Source organism: Actinosynnema sp. CA-299493 (genome assembly GCF_050946825.1).
In the GTDB taxonomy this organism is placed as follows: Bacteria; Actinomycetota; Actinomycetes; order Mycobacteriales; family Pseudonocardiaceae; genus Actinosynnema.
Map to the genome: position 1 here is coordinate 6,236,235 of NZ_CP191993.1, position 23,367 is coordinate 6,259,601.

Annotated in this window: 14 protein-coding genes; 9 read left to right on the top strand and 5 right to left on the bottom strand. The window is 69.4% G+C overall.

Annotated features, from left to right (window positions below; all coding sequences use genetic code 11):
- The first annotated feature begins 46 nt into the window (after positions 1-46).
- From ACQPYE_RS25965 to ACQPYE_RS25995, 7 genes are all read left to right on the top strand, one after another.
- The gene (locus tag ACQPYE_RS25965; RefSeq protein ID WP_498715027.1) at positions 47-838 is read left to right on the top strand and encodes an arginase family protein; all 792 of its coding nucleotides are present in this window, start codon (positions 47-49) and stop codon (positions 836-838) included.
- Positions 835-1,677: a diaminopimelate epimerase gene (dapF, locus tag ACQPYE_RS25970; protein WP_498715029.1), complete on the top strand. Its 843-nt coding sequence runs from the start codon at positions 835-837 to the stop codon at positions 1,675-1,677. The genes ACQPYE_RS25965 and dapF overlap by 4 nt, the downstream gene beginning before the upstream one ends.
- On the top strand, positions 1,664-2,641 hold the full coding sequence (gene cysK, locus ACQPYE_RS25975) for a cysteine synthase A (protein WP_498715030.1): 978 nt from the start codon (positions 1,664-1,666) through the stop codon (positions 2,639-2,641). The genes dapF and cysK overlap by 14 nt, the downstream gene beginning before the upstream one ends.
- 49 nt (positions 2,642-2,690) lie before the next feature.
- On the top strand, positions 2,691-3,827 hold the full coding sequence (gene metX, locus ACQPYE_RS25980) for a homoserine O-acetyltransferase MetX (protein ID WP_498715032.1): 1,137 nt from the start codon (positions 2,691-2,693) through the stop codon (positions 3,825-3,827).
- Positions 3,824-4,600: an SDR family oxidoreductase gene (locus ACQPYE_RS25985; protein ID WP_498715034.1), complete on the top strand. Its 777-nt coding sequence runs from the start codon at positions 3,824-3,826 to the stop codon at positions 4,598-4,600. Before metX ends, ACQPYE_RS25985 begins: the two co-directional genes overlap by 4 nt.
- A complete protein-coding gene (dcsG, locus tag ACQPYE_RS25990; protein WP_498715036.1) occupies positions 4,597-5,496 on the top strand; it encodes a D-cycloserine synthetase in 900 nt (299 codons plus the stop codon). Before ACQPYE_RS25985 ends, dcsG begins: the two co-directional genes overlap by 4 nt.
- A 72-nt stretch (positions 5,497-5,568) precedes the next feature.
- Positions 5,569-6,477 (top strand): DMT family transporter, encoded by a 909-nt coding sequence (locus ACQPYE_RS25995; RefSeq protein WP_498715037.1) that lies wholly within the window; start codon positions 5,569-5,571, stop codon positions 6,475-6,477.
- Positions 6,478-6,701: 224 nt separating this feature from the next.
- Here the strand turns inward: ACQPYE_RS25995 and ACQPYE_RS26000 are convergent, their stop codons facing one another.
- Positions 6,702-7,007 carry a hypothetical protein gene (locus ACQPYE_RS26000; protein WP_498715039.1) on the bottom strand — a complete coding sequence of 102 codons (306 nt, stop codon included), beginning with the start codon at positions 7,005-7,007 and terminating at the stop codon, positions 6,702-6,704.
- Between the two features lie 421 nt (positions 7,008-7,428).
- Between ACQPYE_RS26000 and ACQPYE_RS26005 the strand changes: the two genes are divergently transcribed.
- On the top strand, positions 7,429-7,842 hold the full coding sequence (locus tag ACQPYE_RS26005) for a sigma-70 family RNA polymerase sigma factor (RefSeq protein ID WP_498715040.1): 414 nt from the start codon (positions 7,429-7,431) through the stop codon (positions 7,840-7,842).
- A gap of 161 nt (positions 7,843-8,003) precedes the next feature.
- Positions 8,004-9,008, top strand: a complete 1,005-nt coding sequence (locus tag ACQPYE_RS26010) for a TIGR02679 domain-containing protein (protein WP_498715042.1) — start codon at positions 8,004-8,006, stop codon at positions 9,006-9,008.
- Between the two features lie 645 nt (positions 9,009-9,653).
- Here the strand turns inward: ACQPYE_RS26010 and ACQPYE_RS26015 are convergent.
- From ACQPYE_RS26015 to ACQPYE_RS26030, 4 genes are all read right to left on the bottom strand, one after another.
- On the bottom strand, positions 9,654-13,346 hold the full coding sequence (locus tag ACQPYE_RS26015; protein WP_498715043.1) for an nSTAND1 domain-containing NTPase: 3,693 nt from the start codon (positions 13,344-13,346) through the stop codon (positions 9,654-9,656).
- A 144-nt stretch (positions 13,347-13,490) separates the two neighbouring features.
- Entirely contained in the window at positions 13,491-13,895 is a 405-nt protein-coding gene (locus ACQPYE_RS26020) for a hypothetical protein (RefSeq protein ID WP_498715044.1), read from the bottom strand.
- A 27-nt stretch (positions 13,896-13,922) separates the two neighbouring features.
- Positions 13,923-14,390 (bottom strand): hypothetical protein, encoded by a 468-nt coding sequence (locus tag ACQPYE_RS26025; protein WP_498715046.1) that lies wholly within the window; start codon positions 14,388-14,390, stop codon positions 13,923-13,925.
- Complete coding sequence (locus ACQPYE_RS26030; RefSeq protein WP_498715047.1) at positions 14,390-22,891, bottom strand: DNRLRE domain-containing protein; 8,502 nt, start codon at positions 22,889-22,891, stop codon at positions 14,390-14,392. The genes ACQPYE_RS26025 and ACQPYE_RS26030 overlap by 1 nt, the downstream gene beginning before the upstream one ends.
- Positions 22,892-23,367: the final 476 nt, after the last annotated feature.

The following is a 23,367-nucleotide window of genomic DNA, read 5'->3' on the forward strand; positions in this document are numbered from 1 at the left end:
AGACGGAGTTTGGTCGATGATTGATCTCGTTGTTTCCCAAGGACGAGTGGCGGACCGGGCAGCGCGGATGATCGAGGGCGCGGCGCGCACCGCGCGGGCGCTGGAGGACCGCTACGGCGTCAAGGGCGACTTCATCGGGGAGCCCGCGCCCGCGGTCGTGGACGACTGGACCGAGAGCCTTCCCCAGGCAGAAACCACACTGGTCGGGTTGCGGCGGGCGGTGGAGGCCAGCTTCCGGGCGGGCAACGTGCCGGTGATGGTCGCCAACACCTGCTCCGCGAGCCTCGCCACGCTGCCGGTCGTGGCCCGGGAGCACCCGGAGGCCGTGGTGCTCTACATCGACGCGCACGGCGACTTCAACACCCCTCAGACGACGGACTCGGGCTACCTGGGCGGCATGGTGCTGTCGGCCGCGTGCGGGCTCTGGGACAGCGGGCACGGCTCCGGACTCCGACCCGAGCAGGCCGTCCTGGTCGGGACGCGCGACATCGACGCCCCCGAGCGCGAACTGCTGGACCGGGCCGGCGTCCGGGTCATCCCGCCCGCGGAGGCGACCGCGGAGAACGTGCTGGCGGCCGTCGGCGGCGCGCGGGTGTGGGTGCACATCGACTGGGACGTGCTCGACCCGGCGTACCTGCCCGCCGACTACGTCGTCCCGGACGGGATGTCGCCCGCCCAGATCCGGGCGATCTTCGAGGCCATCCCGGCGGAGCGGCTCCTCGGCGTCGAGGTCGCGGAGTTCAACGCGCCGCTGGACGACGAGGCCACCGCCGAAGGCGTCGCCACGATCCTCGGCATGCTCGCGCCCGTCTTCGAGGCCCGCGCGGGCGATCGGTGAACACCCTGCCGTTCACCAAGATGCACGGCGCCGGCAACGACTTCGTCGTGCTCGACCTGCGCGACGCGGCCGACCCCTCGCCGGAGTTGTGCCGCGCGCTGGCGGACCGGCACACCGGGGTCGGCTGCGACCTGGTCCTCGGCGTCGCGGCGCCCCGCACCGCCGGGGCCGTCGCGTCATACCGGATCTGGACCGCCGACGGTTCCCCCTCGCCGCAGTGCGGCAACGGGGCGCGCTGCGTCGCGGCGTGGGTCGTCCGCGCCGGGCCGGCCCCGGGGAACCGCTTCCTGCTCGACAGCCCGTCCGGCACCCACCAGGTCGACGTGCTGGCGGGAGGTCTCTTCCGCGTCGCGCTGGCGGTGCCGCGGTTCTCGCCCGAACACGTCCCGCTGTTCGGCTTCGACGACGAGCGGGACCTGTACGAGGCAGAGGTGGACGGGACGAAGCTGCGCTTCGCCGCCGTCTCGGTCGGCAACCCGCACGCGGTGATCGAGGTGGACGACGTCGACGCCGCGCCGGTCGCCGAGGTCGGCCCGGTCCTCCAAGGCTCGGGCATCTTCCCGCCGACCGTCAACGTCGGTTTCGTCGAGGTCGTCTCCCCCGAGCGCATCCGCCTGCGCGTGTTCGAGTACGGCGCGGGCGAGACCCTGTCCTGTGCCAGCGGCGCCTGCGCCGCGGCCGCCGTGCTGATGCGGCGGGGCCACGTCGGGCACGACCTGGCCGTCTCCGTCCTCGGCGGCGAACTGCACGTCGAGTGGCCTGACCCCTCCGCACCGATCGCCGTGGCCGGCCCGGCCGTCTTCTCGTTCGAAGGACAGTTCCCCCATGCCGCTCTATGACAGCATCCTCGACACCATCGGCCGCACGCCCATCGTCAGGCTCAACCGGCTGGCCCCCGAGCACACCACGATCTACGTCAAGGTCGAGTCGTTCAACCCGGGCGGCTCGGTGAAGGACCGGCTCGCGCTCGCCGTCATCCTCGACGCCGAGGAGAAGGGGCTGCTCAAGCCCGGCGACACGATCGCCGAGTGCACGTCCGGCAACGTCGGCATCGCGCTGGCGATGGTCGCCGCGGCCCGCGGCTACAACTTCGTGGCGCTCATGGGCGACACGTACTCGGTGGAGCGGCGCAAGCTGATCCGCGCCTACGGCGGCAAGGTCATCCTCTTCCCCGGCGCGGAGGGCAGCGCGGGCGGCAACCGCCGAGCGGACGAGCTGGCCGAGAAGTACGGCTGGTTCCGCGCCAACCAGTTCGACAACCAGGCGAACCCCGCCTACCACCGGGAGACCACCGCGGCGGAGATCCTCGCCGACTTCGCGGGCAAGCGGCTGGACTACTTCGTCACCGGCTTCGGCACCACCGGCACGCTCACCGGCGTCGGCCAGATGCTGAAGCTCGCGCGGCCCGGGGTGCGCGTCATCGCCACCGAACCGGAGAACGCCGCAGTGCTGTCCGGCAAGGAGTGGAGCGTCCACAAGGTCCAGGGCTGGTCGCCCAACTTCGTGCCCAGCCTGCTGGACCGGACCGTCATCGACGAGCTCCGGACCGTCAACGAGGACGAGGGGCGCGACGTCGCGCGCCGGCTCGCCGCCGAGGAGGGCATCTTCGCGGGCATCTCCGCCGGCGCCACGCTCGCCACGGCGCTGCGCGTCGCGGAGACGGCGCCGCAGGGATCGGTGCTGCTGGCGATGCTGCCGGACACCGGCGAGCGCTACCTGTCCACGTTCCTGTTCGACGGGGTGAGCGAGGGGTCCGACGACGAGTGGCTGGCGTCGCTGGAACCCGCCCCGCGCGAGACCTGACCGGAAACACCGATCCCAACCGGGTCCCGAGCGGAACAGGAGCGGGTGCGTGGCAGAGTTCGTCCCCCCGGCAACGCGCTTCGTCGACCTGCCGGCCGAGTTCCCGATGAGGCTCGGCGGCGTGCTGCACGGCGCGCGCGTCGGCTACGAGACCGTCGGCGAGCTGACCCCGGCCCGCGACAACGTCGTCCTGCTCCTCACCGGGCTGTCACCCAGCGCGCACGTCGCCACGCACCCGGACGACCCCACCCCCGGCTGGTGGGAGGCGATGGTGGGACCGGGCAAGCCGATCGACACCAACCGGTGGCACGTGGTCTGCGTCAACTCGCTGGGCAGCTGCATGGGCTCGACCGGGCCGCCGTCGCCGGACCCGGCCACGGGCGAACCCTACCGGCTGCGGTTTCCCGAGCTGTCCATCGAGGACATCGCGGACGCCGCGGCGTGGGTGGTGCACGCGCTGGGGTACGAGCACCTGGCCTGCGTCGTCGGCACGTCCATGGGCGGCATGAGCGCGCTGGCGCTGCTGAGCAGGCACCCCGACCTGGCGCGCAACCACGTCAACATCTCCTCGGCGGTCCACTCGCTGCCCTTCTCCATCGCCGTCCGCTCCCTCCAGCGGGAGGCGATCCGCACCGACCCGCGGTGGGACCTGGGCCGCTACCACGAGAAGAGCTACCCGGACCGGGGCATGCGCATGGCGCGCAAGCTGGGCATGATGACCTACCGGTCGGCGGAGGAGTGGAACGTCCGGTTCGGGCGGTCGCGCGTGGTCGCGGAGCCGGGCGCCACCGCCGCGCCGTTCGGCGTCGAGTTCGAGGTCGAGCGCTACCTGGAGCTCCACGCCCAGCGCTTCGCCCGCCGGTTCGACCCGAACAGCTACCTCTACCTCAGCCGCGGCATGGACTGGTTCGACCTCGGCAAGTCCTGCGAATGCGCTGCCAGGTCCTGCGAATGCACTGCGGAGGACGCGCTCGCCTCCCTGTGCCTGGACAACGCCCTGGTGATCGGCGTGCGGAGCGACCTGCTGTTCCCGCTGCGGCAGCAGCGGCAGATCGCCGAGGGCCTGAGCGCCGGCAGCGCCGACGTGGAGTTCCTGGCGCTGGAGTCCCCGCTGGGGCACGACGCCTTCCTGGTCGACACCACGCGCTTCGGACCGCCGGTGTCGAAGTTCCTGTCCGAGCTGTGACCACCTCCGAAGCGGAAGAGCCCGAATTGACCCCACACCAGCCGAGAACAGCACTCGTCACCGGCGCCAACCGCGGGATCGGCCGTGAGATCACGCGTCAGCTCGCCCAGCACGGGACCCACGTCCTGCTCTCCGGACGCGACCGCGAGGCCGTCGTCGCGGCGGCGGCGGCCCTGCGCGACGAAGGTCTCGACGTCGAGCCGCTCGTGCTCGACGTGACGAGCACCGAGAGCATCCGCGCCGCCGTCGAGGAGGTCGGGCTGCGGCACGACAGCCTGGACGTCCTCGTCAACAACGCCGCCGTCCGAGTGGAGCGGTACGGCAGGACGCCGTCCCAGCAGACCCTGCGGGAGTGGCGGGAGACCTTCGACACCAACCTGTTCGGCCTGGTCGAGGTGACCCTCGCCCTCCTACCGCTGATCCGCCGGTCGCCGGCCGGTCGCATCGTCAACGTCTCCAGCATGCTCGCTTCGCTGACCAGGCACAGCGACACCGAGTCGTACACCTACAGCGACACGTTCAAGGCGCTGCCCGCCTACAGCGCGTCCAAGAGCGGGGTCAACTCCTGGACCGTGCACCTCGCCTACGAGCTGCGCGACACGACCATCAAGGTGAACTCGGTGCACCCCGGCTACACCAAGACCGACATGAACGAGGGCGGGGGCGACCTCGACGTCGACGCCGGCGCCCGAACCGGCGTCGCCATGGCCCTGCTCGACGACGACGGGCCGACCGGCAGCTACGTGCACCTGGGTGAGGTGCTGCCCTGGTGAAGACCGTCGCGCTCGTCACCGACCAGGTCAGCCTGCCCATCGACCACGACATGCCCCCGCTGCTGGCCGCGTGCCGGGCGGCGGGCCTCGCGCCCGAGGTGTGCGACTGGTACGACACCTCGGTCGACTGGGCGAGGTTCGACGCCGTCGTGCCGCGGTCGCCGTGGACCTACGTGGACCGGCTGCCGGACTTCCTCGCCTGGTGCGAGGTCGTCGACGCCGCCTCGCTCCTGCTCAACCCCCTGGTCGTCGCCCGGTGGGTGCTCGACAAGCACTACGTCGCCGACCTCGCCGCCCGCGGCGTGCCGGTCGTGCCGACCAGGTTCGTCGAACCAGGCGCCGACCCGCTCCAGGCGGTGCGCGAGGTCCTCGCCGAGCACCCCGGGGTGAAGGGGCTCGTGGTCAAGCCGACCGTCGGCGCCTACTCCAAGGACGTCCAGCGGTTCGCCCGGACGCCGGCGGAGGAGACCGCCCGGTACGCGGGCAAGCTCCTGGACGCCGGCGCCCACGTGATGATCCAGCCGTACTTCGAGTCGGTCGACCGCCACGGGGAGACCGACCTGGTCTTCTTCGAGGAGGAGTTCAGCCACTCCATCCGCAAGGACGCGATGCTCAGCCCGGACGGCACGGTGGACGTGCCGACGCTGGACGCCCGCGCGCCGCGCGAGGCCGACGACGAGGAGCGGGCGGTCGCGCTGGCCGCCCTCGACGCCGCGGCGTCGCACCTGGGTGTCGAGCGGCCCCTGCTCTACGGGCGCGTGGACCTGATCCGCGACGACGACGGCCGGCCGGTGGTGCTGGAGCTCGACCTCTGCGAGCCGTCGCTCAACCTGTCCTTCACCGACACCGGGGCGACGTGGTTCGCCGAGGCGCTGGCGAGACGACTGGGCGCGTAGTGCGGTCGGTTCCCGCGATCGGACTACCCGAGCGAGGAACCGACCGCTCCCTCCTGACTGCTACGGTGGACCATGAACACGGATAGTGACACTGCTGCTCCTGTCGGTGTGCGGACGCCGTCGAGCCGCCACGGCACCCTCTACGCCGTGCTCGCCGTGTTCACCTTCTCCTTCAGCTTCCCCGGGACGGTGTGGGCGCTCGACGGCTTCGGCCCGTGGAGCGCCGCCGGCGTGCGCGGCGTGCTGGCCGCGATCATCGCGGTCACCGCGCTGCTGGCGACCCGGGCCCCGCTCCCGGCGCGGTCGGACTGGCCCGCGCTCGCCGTGGTGGCCGGTGGCTGCGTGATCGGCTTCCCGCTGCTGACGACGCTGGCCCTCCAGACGTCGTCCACGGCGCACTCCGCGGTGGTCATCGGCGCGCTGCCGATGGCCACCGCGGTGATCTCCGCACTGCTGACCAAGCGCTACCCGTCCGCGCTGTTCTGGGGGGCGGCGGGCACCGGGGCGGCGGCCGTCATCGGGTTCACCCTGGCGCAGAACCACGGCGTGCCCACGGTCGCCGACCTCTACCTGTTCGCCGCGCTGGTGGTCTGCGCGGCGGGCTACGCCGAGGGCGGCAGGCTGTCCGCGCACATGCCGGGGTGGCGGGTCATCGCGTGGGGCGTCGTGCTCGCGGCGCCGGTGAACCTCGCCGTGTCGGCCGTCGCGCTGGCGCACGAACCGGTGCACCTGACCGCGAAGGCCGTCGCCGGGATGGCCTACATCGCCGCGATCTCGCAGTTCGGCTCATTCGTGCTGTGGTACAAGGGGATGGGGACCATCGGGGTGGCCCGGGCGAGCCAGCTCCAGCTCGCCCAGCCACTGCTGACGCTGGTGTGGTCCGTCCTGCTGCTGGGCGAGCACCTGAGCCCAGCCGTCCCGCTCACCGCTGTCGTCGTGCTCGCGTGCATCGTGGTCACGCAGCGGGCCAGGGCGTCCTGACCGGGCTGCGCACCGACACACCCCAGGGCCCGCGGTCGCTTTCGGGCGCCGTGCCTGCCGGCAACCTCATCCATGCAGGTAGAAGCTCCTCGAACGCGCGGTCAGTTCCCGCCGACCCGGCCCCGTTCGTGGTTCGGGCTGCCGGCGACGCGTTCGCCGAAAACCCGACGTCGGGGCCGTCCGGTACGGCGACCCCGACGCCCGCGACGCAGGAGTCGGTCTCCTCAGCAGAGGTTGACGAGCACGCCACGGCTCGGCGGGACCCAGACCGTCTTGGTGCCGAATCGCGAACTCACGTACCAGGTGGCCGACTGGAGGTTCCAGTACTGGATGTCGCCGGCGAACGCGTAGCCCGTGCCGCCTCCGTTGTGGGGGTGAACCCGGTATTCGAGCTCTACGCCGCAGTTGTTGCGGACTGCCAGTTGGCCGTCCGCCGCCACCGCGCTGGTGGCGGACACGATCGCCATTCCGATGGTCAGAGCAGTGACGGCCAGACCGCCGAGGAGAGACCTGCGGGAGGGCTTGGTCATGAGCGTCCTTTCGGTTCGATGCTTCGACCTTAAGGACTTCTCACGCCGGGTCAACGATCGCCGCGCCACGGCTTCGTGCGCGATGGCGTTCTCAGATCACGATCCGTCACCGGAGCGCGGGGTAGGCGGCCGGGTGGTGAAAGCACCGGCCGCTCGATCGACCAACGCGTCGAGGGCCTCCTCGATGGCGGGTGGACCTCGATGGCGGGAACGGAAGCCCCGTCACCGACGCACCGGGCCTGAGACGCGTCTACTTCCGGGTGGAGCACGACCACCGGCCGGTCGTTCCCGGCATGAGCGCCGCCCAGACGCGTGCACGAGGGATACTGCCGGGCATCGCGTGGCCCAAAAATTTCGAGCGGGCGTGCAACCTTCCGCGTCTCTGCACGGCTATTGAGTGGCGAGAGGAAGGTGCTACCAAGTGGATCGTCGAGGTTTCTCGCCCGTCGTGCGTGAGCGCACGGTGCGCTGGCGTCGTGTGGCGTTCCTGATCTGCGGGGACTGGGCGCTGGCGGAGGATGTGGTGCAGACGGCGTTGCTGCGCTTGTACAAGCAGTGGCACCGCATCGACGAGGATGGCCTGGAGGCGTACGCGCGGACGGTGATCGCCAGACTGGCCGTGAGCGAGGCCAAGCGCCATCGTCGTCGTTCCGAGGTGCTCGGCGGGCCACCGGATCGGCCGATGCCCGGTTCGGTGACCGAGGACGTCCTCGACGTGCGTGCGGCGTTGAGCCGGGTTCCGGCCAGGCAGCGTGCGGTCCTGGTGCTGCGGTTCTACTGCGACATGACGGTGGAACAGACGGCGGGGTCCTGCGCGTCAGCGAGGGCACCGTGAAGTCGCAGAGTTCCCGAGGACTGGACGCACTGCGTTCGCTGGGAATGAACTGACCGGACTGCACTTCCGGAAGCCGCATAATCGCAGGTCAGGCCATGCGGCCGACTATCGACACCTCACAGGTGTGCGCGTGGTCCAAGTGGTGAAACTAAACTCAGGTAGTGCACTTGGACCAACCTGAACTTGCCGAGTTGTGGCGGTTGGCTCGCGAGACCCTGGAGGGTGGCGGCCGGTCTGCGTTCAGCATTCGCGTCGTGGACGAGAGGACCGCTGCGGCGCTCACCGAGCTGTTGCGCAAGCCGGTCGCGCACCCGGCCCGCCGGCAGATCTCCCTGGCGCGTCTGGACGAGCACGTCCGTGCGCACGGCAGCACGCTGACCGAGGTGCTGGAAGCGTTGCACGGCAGGCCGATCGGCATGTCCGCGACAGCGGAAGCGTCGACGGCGGAGGCCGTGCTGAAGTTCGCACTGCGTCAGCACAACCTGCTGCACGAACCGTGGGCCGCACCGTGGATCGCGCACGTGCGCCGGTACGGCAAGATCCCACAACCGGCGTTGCCGATGCTCGCCAACCAGGCCGCCGAGGTGCTGAGCAAGCTCGGGTCGACGACGACCCGGTACGCCCTGGCCGGCAACGACCTCGACGACGGACGGCCGCTCGCCCGCATCGTGGGCAAGGCGCTCGAACTCATGGGCACGACCTGGGAGCGGGCTGGAATCCTCACGGACGCCTACAGCGACCCGGTGCTGACCTCCCAGGGCTACTTGACGTTGAACGACACCCTCGAAAGCTCGGAGATCACCGTCGTCCGCAACCCGCGCCTGCTCGAGTCCGGCGTGCCCGGCCCGTTGATGGTGCTCCCGAACGGCCTCACCGCACAGGCCAAGCACCACCTCGTCGGCAAGGTGGTCCGCTGCCACAACGACTTCACACCGGACGGCATTCGCGCGACCAACGACATCCTCGCCTGGACCGGCGGCACGGCGTGGCGCATGTCGGCGAACGACTACCGCGAGGCCGTCACCACCCTGATCGCCCGCGGCGTCGAACTGCCGACGTTGAACAACGGCCCCGCTGAGGCCACCTGGGATCCCGACCTGGCCAAGACCATGACCACCACGGGCCTGATGGTCACCGAGGAGCACGTGCTGCCGTCACTGCTCTGACGGCGCGAACCGCTTGACCGGGACCGTTCTGGGGGATGGGTGGGACGGAGTGCTCGACAGCGAACGCTGAGACAGGTGACCGTGCCCCGCGGGTGGCGCGAGCGAAGACTGGTCGATGTCCGCCGAACCTCGGCGCGGAAGGGCGAGCCGGTTCGACCCCCTGGAACGAACCGGCTCGCCTGGCTGGATCAGGCGCGGTACTGCGTCGGGCTGGTCCAGCGGGAGGTCCCGTGCTGTCCACCCCAGTAGGCGCAGCGCACCTGCTGCTTCACCGGGCCCGCGCAATAGCGGTGGTCACCGTCGTCGATCCCCGATCCCAGGTACGCGGCCGGGTAGGTCGCCGTGCCGACGGACGCCGTCTTGGTGGTGACGGACGCACTTCCGGTTGCTCGACGCCTTCATCAGGTAGGTGGTCGCGCCGGAAGCCCGGCGTGGCGAGGACGGCGCCAGCCATCGCCAACGCGGCGCCGAGCACGGCCACACCACTGGACTTCACAAGTTTCCGCATGTACTGGAATCCTTCTCGTGACTGACGCGAACCGGTGTTCGCTGAGTCATGTCTACGAGGGGCGAGGTTGTCCCGGAGCTACCCAAACGTCCGGACAACCCGTGCCGGGACAACCGGGGCCTCGGACAAACCCGAGGTCAGGCGGGCGGGCACGGTGGCGCATAGGGGATATCGGGCAGGTAGGTGCGCCATTCCCGCTCGGTGATCGGGTCGCCTGCGCCGGCGCAGATCGCGGAGATCACCGCGTCCTCGTCAGTGCGCCACGAGCGCAGTCTCCCGTCGCTGCCACCGCTGACGAGGAGGTCGCCGGTCGGGCGGAACACGGCGGTGTTGAGCGGCGAGGTGGCGGCGGACAGCACCGCGGTGCGGACGGGGTGCGCGGGGTCCGACACGTCCCACAGCCAGGTCGAGCCGTCGATGACGCCAGCCGCCAGCAGGTCTCTCGTCGGGTGGAAGCCGAGATCGAGGATCCGTCCCGCCGGGCCGCTGACGGGTTGCCCGATCCGCAGTGGCGCGGCCGGGTCCGTGACGTCCCAGAGGATCACGACGCCATCGACGCCGGCGACGGCGAGCACCTTCCCCGACGGGCTGAACTCGGCGCTGTAGACGTAGCTGTCCAGGCCTTCGAGACGGGCGCGCCGGCTCGGTGTGCCGGCGACGTCGAACAGGTACACGTCGCTGTCGGCGCTCGCCGCGGCCAGCAGCGTGCCGGCGGGGCTCCAGTCGAGGTCGAGCACCACTTCGCGCGGGGCGTCGAACACGGTGATCAGCTGTGGCTCCTTGCCGGTCACGTCCCAGATCCGGACCGAGGAGTCCCTTCCCGCCGCCGCGAGCTTCGATCGGTCGGGGCTGAACGCCACCGCAGCCACCTCCTCCTGAGATCCGCCGAGCCGGGCGCGCAACCGGGGACGGCGCGGATCGGACACGTCGAGCAGGTGGACCTCACCTCCCGCGGTTCCCGCCGCGACCAGGTTGCCCGACAGGTCTCCCGAGCCGCTGAACACGGCATCCGTGCCGGTGATCGTGCTCGTCAGCGGTGCGGGGCGATCCGGGTCCGAGGTGTCCCACAAGGTGAAGCCGCCCTCGGCGAAGACGGCGAGCTGCGTGCCGCTCTCGTTGAACCGCGTGTCGAAGATCGGTGCGTCGGCGCGCGGGGGAAGCGCGGCCGCCAGCTTCCAGACGCGAGCGGCGCCGTCGGTCGTCACGGACACGATCGACTCACCGTTGTCGGTGAACACCGCCCAGGTGACGACGTCGGGGTGGTTGAGGACCTCCACCGTCGTCCAGGTGACGGCGTCCAGCACGCGCAGCGTGGAGTCGGCGCTGCCGACGATCAGGTGAGCGCCGTCCGGGCTGAACGCGGTCGTCGTGATCTTGTGGCCGAACGGGTCGGCGAGCGACCTGACCGTTCTGGGTTCGTGCGGTGCGGAGATGTCCCACGACCGCAGCGCGCGGTCGAGTGAACCCGCCACGAGCACCTTCCCGTCCGGGGAGAACGAGACCGCGGGAACGCCGCGGTCTCCGGCCTCCAGCACGGCCAGCTCCACGGGGTTCCCGTCGTCCTGCCACAGGTGCACGCGGCCTGCCTCGGTACCGAACGCCAGCAGGCCGGCACTGCCGTAGACGACGGTCTTGGTCTTCGCAGGGGCGGGCAACGGTGTGAGTGCCCGCAGGTTCGCGGGGTCCTCGATGTTCCACCGCAGAATCCCGTCGCCGCCCGCCGCGGCGAGCTGCCTGCCGCTCGGGTCGATGTCGAGCCGTTCGATCGGGCCCGCCCCCGCGTCGATCGGCACGGCCAGCCGCTGCGGGTCGGACGGGTCGGTGATGTCCCACATCGTGATGGCGGACTCCATGTCACCGATCACGAGCGTGCGTGAGTCGGGTGACAACGCCAGCGCGTAGATCATGGCGCCCTTCGCATCGCCGCCGTCCCGTTGCCGGGGCTTGATCACGCCCGCACGAGCAAGGCCGGCGCCGGTCCTGGTGAGCAGGCGAACCGAGCCGTCCGTCGCGTCGCTCACCACGACCAGGTTCCCGTCGGGGGAGGCGTCCAGGGCCGTCGGACCGGCGCCACCGAGATACCTGGCCGGCGCGGATGCGCTCGACCGTTCGAGCAGTTCCGATCGTGCCTCGCCGGTCCGCGCGATCCGGTAGCCCGCGATCGCCAGCTGTGCGGCGAGGCCCGGATCGGTGGCCCGCAGTTTCGCCGCGGTCAACGCGGTCTGGCGGGACAGGGCGTTGTCACGGGCGATCAACGCCTCGGTCCTGGCGTTGCCGGCGACGACGGCGAGCACGCCTGCGACCAGTGCGCACACGACCGCCACGGCGGTCACCACGCGCAGCCTGCCGGTCCGCCGCCTGGCCGCCGCCTCGGCACGCCGGGTCTGCGCGACGCTCTCCTCGATGAAGGCGCGTTCCACCTGGCTCAGGCGGAACGGCGCCGACCCCGAGACGGCGTACGAGCACATCGACCCCAACCTGGTGCCGGTCGCCAGTGCCGCGGGATCCCGTCCGCCGCCGGCCCAGGTCCTGGCCGCTTCGGTGATCGTCCGGTGTGCCCGCAGCGCGTCGTGGTGCTCGTCGATCCACGAGCGTATCCGCGGCCAGCCCGTGAGCACACAATCGTGCGCGATCTCGGCGGTGTCCTGATCGACGACGACGAGCCGTGCGCCGGCGAGACGGTCGATCACCTCCCCCACCTCGGGATCGACCTCGCGCAGCTCGGCCAGATCCAGGCGGCGACGGGTGACGGCCCCGGTCTTCTCGTCGACGGCGAGCAGCCTCAGCAGCAGCCCGGCGGCCAGCCGTTGCGACGTGGGGCCGAGCTCGCCGTAGGTCGCTTCCGCGGTCTGCTCCACCGCCGCGCCGATACCGCCCACCGCGGTGAAACCGGCCAGTGTCAGCACATCGCCACGACGCCGCCGCCATGTCTCCAGCAAGGCGTTCGACAGCAACGGCAGCGCACCGACCTGTCCGTCAGCCTCGTTCACCACCGTCACCAGCAGCGCCCGCTCGACCGACAGCCCCACCGCCAGCGCGGGTTTGGTCACCGCCGCGCTCAACTCCTGCTCGTCCATCGGGCCGACGAGCACCTGGTTGTCCCGCAACGCCTCGGACAACCCGGGGTGCTCGGCCAGCCGCGCGGAGAAGTCGGCGCGCACGCTCAGCAGCAGGCGGAATCGGCCGTCCGCGAGGATTCCGTCGATGAACTCCTCGCGTTCACCCGCATCGCACCGGGTGTACAGCTCCTCGAACTGGTCGACGATGAGAAGCGCGGCCGTGTCTGCGGGCGGAAGCCCGCCGAGCAGGTCACCAGGCGTTACGACGACCGGTCGCAGATTCTCGCGCAGCGCGGGCACGACGCCCGCCGCCAGCAACGAACTCTTCCCCACCCCGGACGGGCCGCACACAACCGTGACGGGATGAGCCCGCACCCGCTCGACGATGTCGGCCACCAGCCGTTCGCGGCCGAAGAAGAGGTCCTCGTCCTCGGTTCGAAAACCGTGCAATCCTCGATACGGCGACCTGCCCTTCCTTTGTGAGTATCGCTCATATCGTGACTCGGCGGTGGCGACCGCGGCGGCACGCCACTTCGCCGTCCACTCCTGCTCGTCACCACCACAAGCCATGGCATACGCGAGTGCGACGTCCAGCGTGGGCAGTCTTCGTCCGCCCGCCGCCTCGGAAAGTGTCGTCACCGCATAGCCGCTGCGATCCGCCAGCTGCCGGTAGGTCAGCCGGCCCGCCTTGCTCCTGAGCTCGCGCAACTCGGCGGCGAAGCGCTGCACGGCTCCGCCGTCCGGATCCAGTGGCCGTTCCGGTCGAGGCATGGTCATCCCCCCGCACACGAATCTGCTCCCCCTGCCGCGGACTCAATTCGTCCGCGGCACCCCAACCCGTCGGCCACCGTAGCCAATTGATCGACTCGACCACTACCCCTTGCGATTCCGAAAATTTGCCGTGCGGGGTGGAATTCACGGCCGGCGGAAGATCGTGATAGAACGACCGACCTCGTCGATCGGCGTGCTGCCGGCGATCAACGCCTCCAGCCGGTCGTCGGCCTTGGCGATGGCGGTGTCCGGCACGACGAGCAACCCGCGCACCTGATCCGGCGTGTGCCGCTCGAAAAGTCGTCTTTGCTGGTCAGCGGCATGTCTGCACTCGTTGACGAGGCCGCCGAGGATGCGGGTGCGGTGCAGTCTGCGGGTGTCGAGGGCTTCGCGTCGGAGGGTGCCGATGACCCGTTCGCAGCGGGCGTTCATCCGCGGTGCCTGTGGCGCGCTCTTGATCACGTGGAGATCGTCGGAGTGGAAGACGGCGTCGAACGCCTGGCCGTACTGGCCGTCGCGGTCGCGGAGCAGGAAGCGCAAGGACTCCATCCGGCGTCCGACACCCGCAGACCGCAACTACACGTCTTCCTCCTCATCCGGGACCGAAGCTCCGGTGATCCGCCCGTCGGGCAGACATTCCACCAGGTAGCGCTCGGCCGGCAGGTACAGCCAGAACTGCGGTCCCACTTCTACGATGTCCACCAGGTAGCGGTCCAGCGCAGCGACGGGCATCTTGACCGTGGGCATCCCCGAGGAGCCCCACAGGACCACCACTTCGGCGCTGTCGGATGCCCGTCGGGCGACGAGTTCACGCAGCCGGCGCACAGCGTCGGCCTCGTCGGTGTAGACAGCTGAGTCGAGGACCGGAACACCCCCCCAGTCCAGCACGTCACCTGAGAGGTGCCCGAACCGGTTGAGGCTCTTCGCGTCCACTTCCCGGCTCTGCGCACGGGTCAGCGTCCGGACACCCATGCTCTCGGCTTCTTGGCCGGCCAGGGCGGACGGCAGCGGTTGGAGCGGGACGACGTGGTCCTCTGGTCCCATCAAGAGTTCCTCTTCAGCAATCGCCCGAATTGCGCCTCAGTTCCCCGCCAGGAGTAGAACAGCTTCCGGGCCGACGCACCCTTGCCGATCATAATGTTGATGTGAGGTCCCTTCTCCGGGTCGAAGTCCATCCGGAATTGCTTGTAGACACCGTCCACGCGGGTTGTGAACCCGATCTTGCGGCCGAACGTGGTGGTGGCGGCTTCCAGTCTGCCGAACATCGACTTCCTTGTCGATTGGTCGATCGACCCCAGGTCGCGCAACGCGGCGTTGCGGGCCTGCTCGAAGGTCTCGAAGCTCCCGCCGGACACCTCCTTGCCGACCTTGCAGTTGTGGACCAACAACTGGGAGTCGGCGACGTAGTAGTTGTGGTCGCCCTCGACCTCGAAGTTGTGGACGGTGACCCGCTCGGCTCGGACGCTGAGCCCTTCGATCGACAGCCAGCGGCCATCACGGGTGAGCAGCTGCTCTCCGACCCTCAGGGCTCCGGCGTCCACCCATCCGCGCCCGACCACCCAGAAGGGGTGCTCCGGCGTGACCTCAACCGACTCGCCGCCGACCTCGACGGTTACCAGCCGCTCACTTTGCTTCTCGAACAGGGCGACTACGGTCCGCAGGTGGGACACGCCAGTGGTCAGGTCACGAGCCCAGACCCGATCCCCGACCTCCACGTCCTCGATCGGCTTCTCACCGTCTTCGGTAGCCACCTCGGTACCTGTCGGGAAGCAGTTGCAGGCCCGACCCGCCTGTGCGGCTGAAGGATCGGCCTTCGACGGTGCGACCTTTGCGGGTGCCGGTACAGGCTTGGGCGTGGGCCGTGGGTTAGCTGCCGCCGGGTCGCTCGTGCGGGTGCCGCCGGATGGTGTGGCACCGGTGCCCGTCTTGGCCCCGGCTCCGGATGCGTCGGCGCCGGTCTTGGCGGCTGCGGCAGCTACGTCATCGGAGGCCTTCACCGCGCCGGAGACTGCGTCGGCTCCCTTGATGGCGAGTTTGGCGCCGGTGGCGGCGTAACCGGCGAAGGGGATGGCGGAGGCTGCGGAGAGGGCGGCGTTGAGGTAGTCGCCTTCCGCGGCGTACCAGGCGGCGTTGGCCAGGTCCGCGACCTCGCCGACGACCGGGACCAAGCCCACCACGTCGAGCGCCAGGTGGCCGATGTCGGAGAAGCTCATGCCGAACAGGTGGCCGTCGATCTCGATGCCGGAGATCGGGTTGCCGCCCGCGAAGGCGTAGCGGTTCATGGTGAACGCGTCGGTGCCCAGTGAGAGGTCGGCCAGGGCGCCGTTGTACATGTCGCGGGTGAGGAAGCGGTTGAGTTGGGGGTCGTAGTCGCGGGCGCCCATGTCGTAGTCGCCGGTGGCGGCGTCCATGCGCTTGGCGTTGAAGCGGTAGGTGTTGTAGGGCTTCTTGTCGGGGTTGGCGGGGTCGGGCTTGTCGACGCCGGTGTAGAGCTGGGTGTCGTCCTTGCCGTAGGCGGTGTAGCCGTAGGTGGCCCTGGCCTTGCCGTCCTGCTTGGTGAGGACTTCGACGTCGGTGTGGGCGTTGTAGGAGTAGTAGGAGTACTCCTTGGTCGCATCGTGCTTGACCATGCCCAGCCGCTCGTTCCACGGGCCGAACGTGTAGGTCTTCTTCAGCGCCCCGTTGATCTCCTCGGCGGCCACCTCGTCGGACAGGCCGAGGAAGGAGAAGACGGTGGTCTCCTCGCCCGAGCCGCCCGCCTTCTCGGTGCGTGAGGTGGTGCGGTCGTAGGGGTCGTAGGTGAACTTGGTCGTCTCGGTGGAGTTGTCCGGCTTGAGCTGCCGGTGCGAAGCGACGCGGTCGAAGCCGTCGTAGGTGTACTTCTCCAGGGCCTTCCCGGCCGAGGTGACGGTGTCCAGGCGGCCCAGTGGGTCGTAGTTGTACGTCGACGTCGACCCGCCGCTGGTGCTGGAGGTCAGCCGGTTGCGGTCGTAGGTGGAGTCGGTGGTCTTGCCCTCGATCGTCTCCTGGGTGACGTTGCCGTTGGCGTCGTGGACGTAGGTCTCGGTTTCCTGGACCCCGCCGCCGGCCGCGGAGCGGGTGAGCTTGGCGATCCGGTCGCGCGGGTCGTAGGTGAAGTCGTAGACGTGGTCGAGGTAGCCGGAGTTGTCGTCGGCGTTCATCCGCTTCGCGGCGTCACGCGTGCGATGGCCGTTGGCGCTGTACTCCAAGTGGTGCTCGGCGACCAGGGTGCCGGCGGCGGTCTTTTCGACCTGGTCCTTGATCGCGCCGTCGAGGTAGTAGGTGTGGTCGACGACGTTGCCGTTGCCGCGGGTCTCCTTCAGGATCTCGCCGCGCTTGGTGTAGTCGAACGCGGTGACCTTGGGGGTGTCGCCGGACTCGGTGTTGGTGACCTTGCTGACCAGGTCGCGCGGGTCGTAGTCGAACGTGGCGTTCTGCCGGTCGTGGGTGCGGGTCAGCGGGTTGCCGATGAGGTCGTAGGTGAAGCCGGTGGTGCCGCGCACGGTTCCCGCCAGCTTCTCCTCCACCTTGGCCAGCCGGTCGAGGCCGTCGTAGGCCATCGCGTAGGTGTCGACCCGGGCCCCCGAGCCGCTGTCGGTCAGCGACGAGAGATTGCCGTTGGCGTCGTAGGCGTAGGCGAAGGTCTTCTGCTCGGTGTCGGTGTCGCCGCTGTTGTCGCGCACGAGTCGCACGGCGTCCGCGACCACGGTGCCGTTGGCGGCGTTGGTGAGCACGACCTTGTGGCTGCTGCCCTCGGTGAACGCGTAGCTGCCCAGGCTCACCCACTCGCCGACACGCGTCTTCTGGTCCACGGTGACGGTCGTGGTGCCGCCCGCGTGGTGCACGGTGTAGGGGGCGTTGGTGGCGGTGCCCCCGGCGTAGCGGACCGACACCTCGTAGGTGCCGTTCGCGGCGACGACCGGGGTCCAGGTGAACGCCGACGTGCCGGTGCCCGCTGTGGCGGTGCGGTAGTCGTAACCCTGGTAGCCGGTGCCAGAGCCGGTGGTGGCCCAGATGCCCGCGGTCGTGGTGTTGGCGGTGTCGGAGTTGTCCACCAGCGCGACGTGCTTGCCGACCGGCACGCCGTCGTCGGATTTGGTGCGCTGCTTGCCGTCCGGGAAGTAGGTGTTGACGATCGTACGGCTCACCGAGTCGCCCGCGCTGCTGAGCGTGGCCTTGGTCTGGCCGCCCAGCGCGTCGTACTCGTAGCGGGTGGTGATGTCCCAGGCGTCGGTGGAGGTTCGGATCAGGCCGTTGTCGTAGTGGGTGTACTTGGAGATGTTGCGGACCGTCTGCGTGCCCGACGGCGGGGCGCTGGTCTCCACCAGGTTGCCGACCGCGTCGTAGCTGCTGATGATCTTGTCGGGTGTGTTGTGCCGGGAGTCGTCCCGGTCGTAGGGGAGGATTTCCTCCTTCACCCGGTTGAGCTGGTCGTAGGTGGTCTGGCGGACGAAGTCGTCGGGGTCGTCGGCGGTCTCGACGCCGCGCGGGGTGATCTCGCGGGTGCGGTTGCCGACCTCGTCGTACTCGTAGCGGGTGATCCGGCTGATCAGGGTGGTGCCGTCGAGCTTGTGCGGCGCCTTGATCTCGACGGGCTTGGCCCGTTCGTCGAACCGGATCTCGACGCGGTTGCCGTCCTGGTCGGTGTTGGCCACGGCGTTGCCGTCGCGGTCGTATGCGTTGCGCAGGACGTGCCCGGCCGCGTCGGTTTCGGTGAGGACCTTGCCGTTGAGGTCGTAGGTGTACTTCGTGGTGAAGTCGGCGGGGTCCGCGGTCGCGTTCTTGCGCGGGTCCGTCACCGTGAGAGGGTTGCCGACGTTGTCGTAGGTGACGGTGGCGCGTCCACCAAGAGCGTCTACCGCCGCGACGACCTGGTAGATGTCGTCGACCTCGTACCTGGTGACGTAGTCGTCGGGGTTGGTCGGCGTCAGGTTGCCCAGCGGCGAGGTCTCGCTGAGGACGTTGCCGACCTTGTCGTAGGTGAACGAGGCGGTGCGGGCGGGCCCGGCCGGGTCGTCCTTGGGCATGGACGCGCTGGTCACCTGGTCGAGCGCGTCGTAGACGGCCGTGGTCACCGCGCCGTTGGGCGCGGTTTCGGTGGTCACGTTGTCGTTGGCGTCGTAGACCGGGGCCGGGGTGACGACGAAGTCCCCGACCGCGGCGTCCTTGGGCACGCGTGACTCCAGCGGTCTGCCGAAGACGTCGTAGGTCTGGGTGGTGGTCTTCCCGCGCGCGTCGGTGACCGAGGTGACGTTGCCCCGGACGTCGTACACGGTGGTGGTGATGTTGTTCAGCGCGTCCTTGGCCGTGCGGGGATAGCCGACGGGGTCGTAGTCGGAGTACGTCGTCGGGTTGCCGTTGGCGTCGGTGGCGACGAGCAGTTGCCCGTGCTGGTCGTAGGTGTACGTGGTCTCGTAGTCGCCCGCCGTCGTCGTCGACGTGCCCTTGGGGTCGGTGACCGAGGTCAGGTTGCCCTTGGCGTCGTAGCCGAAGCTCCATCGACGCCCCTCGGGGCTGGCCTTCGAAGTGAGGTCGGCGGTGTGGCCGTTCAGGCCGAACTGGTACCCGAGAGTGCCGGCCGGGGTGTTGTTCTTGTTCGCCTCCGGGTCGCGGACCGAGGTGGGGACGCCCGTCTTCTGGTCGTAGGTCCACGTCGTCAGTGCCCCGTTGGGCGCTTTGGCGGCCACGACGTTGTTGTCGGCGTCCCAGGTCAGTTCGGTGGTCTCGTTCTTGGCGTTGACGACCTTCGTCGGGCGGCCGTAGCCGTCCATCGTGTACTTGGTCGTCTTGTTCTGGGCGTCGACCGTGGTGGCCTCGATGGTCGAACCTGCCGTGCCGTCGGGGTCGGTGTAGGAGAAGGTGGACACGCCGCGGCCGCGGTCGGTGATCGTCCGGACCTTCCACTTGTCCTTGGGGTCGACCGGGGCGGTGTAGTAGGACAGGTCCGTGGCGTTGCCGCGCGGGTCGGTGACCTTGACGAGCTTGACGTTCTTGTTGCCCTGGGTGGCGTCGTAGGTGAAGCGGAAGGTCTTGGCCTTGGCATCGCCCGCGCCGTCGACCAGCTCCTCCAGCAAGCCCTTGTCGCTGTAGGTCAGCGCGAGGGTGCGGCCGGAGAGGTCCTTGATGGTCTCGACCTGGTCGATGATCTTCGGGTTGGTCAGGTTGGTCCCGGTCTTGCGGACGCCGTTCTCGTAGTAGGCGTAGGTCTGGCCCTTCTCGTAGTAGTCCAGGGCCAGGGTGCGTCGCGCGGCCGGGTCGGTGATGTAGGTCAGGAACTTGCGCGGCTGGTTGTTGGACTTGCGCTCGGTGTAGGTGAACTGGAGCTCGTTGGCGTTCTTGTCGCGGATGGCGGTGAGCCAGCCGCCCTCGTCGAACAGGAACTCGGTGCGGTCGGGGCGGGTCATCTTCCAGCGGCGCGACGGGTCGGCCGCGCCGTCGCGTTGCAGGAACAGGTGCACGCCGGCCGGGCGGTCGTAGGTCCAGCGCGTCGGGTCGGTGCTCCCGTTCTTGTTCAGCTCGAACGTGTGACTGGTGCCGTCACCGTCGGTGAGGGTCGTGGTGGTCGGGTAGTCCTGCCCCTTCGGGTGCAGGTCCAACGGTGTGCCCAGGCGCATGATGCTGGACGCCGCCAGCGACCACCCCTGACCCATCGACGTCGACGCGGTGTCGACGCTGTTGTAGGTCATCCGCACGAACGTCGCCAGGCCGCGGCCGGGGTTGCTGAACGGGTCGTGGTTCCACACCACGTTGCCCACGTACGGGTTGACCTTCAGCCCGGAGCCGTTGCCCGTGCCGGTGCCGATGTACTGGTAGAACTTCTCCAGGCCCAGCTGGTCGGAGGTCGGGTCCTCCACCGTCACGTTCTGCGGCATGGCGGGCAGGTTCCCGGTCTGGGACAGCCACTGGCCGGTGGTGCGGTCGAGCAGGTCCCAGTGCAGGACGTACTGCTCGCGCTTGTTGCCCGAGTCGCTCTGGATCGGTGTCTTCACCTTGGCCTGCACGGTGACCGACGCGCCGGGGGCGACGTCGGCGGGTAGTGCGGTCTCCAGGCGGTTGCCGCCGGTGGTGACGTCGGTGCCGTCGGGCAGGGTCCAGCGGTAGGACAGCACCTGGTCGGCCGCTCGCCACGGTGTGGTCGTGGTGTTGGCCAGGGTGACCGGGAACGCGTACTCGTCGCCGGGCACCATCCGCGTGGACGGGGTGTCGGCGGTGTAGTAGGTCAGCTCGGGCGTCGGCGCGGTGTAGGTGACCACCAGCTTGGGCCGCAACTGCGGTTCGACGGCTTCACCGGACAGGAAGATCGCGCGCTGCGTCGGGCCGGTCGACGTCTCGTTGCGCAGCTTGACGAGCACACCGTTGTTCGACGCCCGGTTGCCGATCCAGCCCTGCACGGTGCCGGTGGCGTCCCAGATGTGCCACTTCGGGTCGTTGGTGATCGTGGGGACGTTGTCGAACGCGGCTCCGATGTCACCGCCGGGTGTGGTCCAGGCGGTCGCGGTGGACGCGCGTTGCCACGTCGCCTGGCCCTCGACGAACGGTTTGGCCAACGGGTGCGCGTCGAAGACGGCGCTGGTGCCCACCGTGGTGGTGGTCCACATCTCGACCTCGGCGTCCAGGATCCTGGCCGTGTCCGGGATGTCGGTCAGGTCACCGAAGTCCATGACGGACCGGGTGGTGCCGAAGCTGCTGCTCTCCTTGCCCACGAGCTGCCACGCCTGCCCGTTGGGGCTGTTGAGGTTCGTGGTCGGCTGCGCGCTGGACAACGTGGTGTCCGGGTGGGCGTCGGCGGTGAGGTTCTGGTAGAGCTTGACGATCCGGCCCGCCTTGGGCAGCCGCACCAGCTCGGTGGTGGACGGCACGAGCTGCCCGTCCCGCGTCTTCACCACGATCATGTAGTAGTAGGCCGCGCCGAACGGGTCGGCCGAGTCCGCGGCCGTGGGTTTGGCCGTGGTGTCGGCGAACCTCGTCGTGCCCGGCGCCAGCGGGGCCACCAGCGTCGACGGTGACGGCGTGAACGTCTGGAACACGGTGCGGTGGACCTGGTACTCGACCAGGTCGTCCGCCGGGTTGGCCGGATCGGGGTCCACGTACGGGGACCAGGACAGCTCCGCGCCGGTGGCGTGGATCGTGGTCGGCGCGTCGAGGATCGCGCTCGGCCGACCGTAGACCAGCACGAGCTTCGGCGAGTTGGCGTTCTCGCCGTTGTAGGCGTACTCGGCGGCCTCGTAGCGCAGCCCGCCCAACTGCGGGGCCTCGGTCTTCGCCTTGAGCATGAAGCCGTGGTTGGTGGTGGCGCCGGTCAGCCACGACTGCACGATGTTGCGCACGTCGAACGAGTGCCAGGCGCTGGACACGGTCGCGGGCTTGGTCTGCGTTCCGGTCGCCGCCTCCGCGAAGGCGGTGTTCGTCGAGTTCCACGTAGCGGTGGCCTCGTTCCACGCAGCGGTGACCCGCCGAGCCTCGATCTCCACCGCCTTGCCGGTGGGGTCGAAGTCCTGGTCGTAGTACATCTTCAGCTGCGCCGAGCTGAGCGTCGCGCCGGACGGGACGCTGCCGAGCCCGAACCGGACCAGGCTGCGGTACGCGGTCGTCGTGGCGGCGTTGGTCGTACCGGTGGACAGCCGCCAGTTGCCGTCGAAGTTCGACGTCGGCAGGTCCTGGGCGATCATCACGTCCTGCGACTGCGTGACGGTCGGCTGGATCGTGATCGTCGGGTCGATGACCACCGGGTACTCGCGCTCCGGCGCGGCCAGCCAGTCGCGATCCGCGCGCACGGTGATGGTCGTCTTGGCGCCCTGCTGCTCCACGGTCTGGGTGACCTTGTCACTCCACGCCTTGCCGTACGGCGACGCGCCGTCGTCCCGGTTGTCGTGCATGAACGGCCTGGGCATCACGAACAGCGGCGTGCCCTCGGCGTCCGGACCGGGGTAGAAACCGATCGACCCGTCCGACTCGGCCTTCGCCGTGACGCCGCCCGCCTGGAGGGTGAAGCGGTAGACCGCCTCGGCCGGGGCCTGGTGCAGGACGATCTTCTCCTTCAGCGAGTCGCCGACCTGGTAGACCAGGTCCGCGCCGTCGAAGGCGTCCGGGTAGACAACGGTGTTGCGCCCCACCCTCGGCGTCAACGACTTCTGGTCGGCGTCAACGCCCAATGCGATGTGCTTGCCACCGTGCTCGAAGCGCACCAGCTTGTCGGACTTGTCACCGAAGGAGCTGCGGAAGGCGTTGCGGTCGTTGCCGAACCGGAAGCCGTCACGGGTGTCCGGACGAACCGCGGTGTCGACCGGCTGCCACCGTCCTTCGGCGTCGCGGTAGTGCTCCGGACGCGCGGACACCTCGGCCTCGAACTGGCCGTCCACCCGCTGGAAGACCTTTGCGGTCTCCGACCGCAACTCCGGGACCTCCCGGACGCGCTCGGCCGGATCACGTGGCGGCGCGGCCTCGACCTGGGGCTCCGACGCCTTCGCCTCGGCCGACGCCGACGGTGTGAACAGATCGTCGAGCCAGGCCAGCGCCGAACTCACCCCTGGCCACTCCCCCGGGAAATGCGGTGGACCGACCGGAAGCCCCACGAACACCAACGCAATCAGAACGATCACGATGGACAGTCGTCCGGGCATGCCAAAACGCCGCGATCCACGCATGTTCCCCCCACGGTTATCACGACCCGGTGTGGACCGCTCCCCCGATCAACACAAGCTCACCGGAGTCAACCTGAGTGATCTTGTGCCAACAACCTGCCGAACAGGTGACGCGATCCAATCAAGATCGACCGATACCCACTCACAGTTGACCGGTCGTGCACGGACAACATCAAAAGCGTCGTTATCGACATCCCGCGGCAGTCGGTTATTACAGGCAACAAAGAATAGATGAGCTCCGATCACCCCTGCCTGCGGCGAGCCCACCTGCGAACGGATTCCCCCGCGGACGTGCAGTGCCATCTCCGGCCGGGGGCGGTGGGCCGGCTCCGCGACAGACGCGACGCGGAGCCGACCCC

Coding starts and splice junctions, on each gene's coding strand:
- cysK (WP_498715030.1), top strand. CDS start 1,664: ATGCCGCTCTATGACAGCATCCTCGACACCATCGGCCGCACGCCCATC.
- ACQPYE_RS25995 (WP_498715037.1), top strand. CDS start 5,569: ATGAACACGGATAGTGACACTGCTGCTCCTGTCGGTGTGCGGACGCCG.
- ACQPYE_RS26000 (WP_498715039.1), bottom strand. CDS start 7,007: ATGACCAAGCCCTCCCGCAGGTCTCTCCTCGGCGGTCTGGCCGTCACT.
- ACQPYE_RS26015 (WP_498715043.1), bottom strand. CDS start 13,346: ATGCCTCGACCGGAACGGCCACTGGATCCGGACGGCGGAGCCGTGCAG.
- ACQPYE_RS26020 (WP_498715044.1), bottom strand. CDS start 13,895: ATGGAGTCCTTGCGCTTCCTGCTCCGCGACCGCGACGGCCAGTACGGC.
- ACQPYE_RS26025 (WP_498715046.1), bottom strand. CDS start 14,390: ATGGGACCAGAGGACCACGTCGTCCCGCTCCAACCGCTGCCGTCCGCC.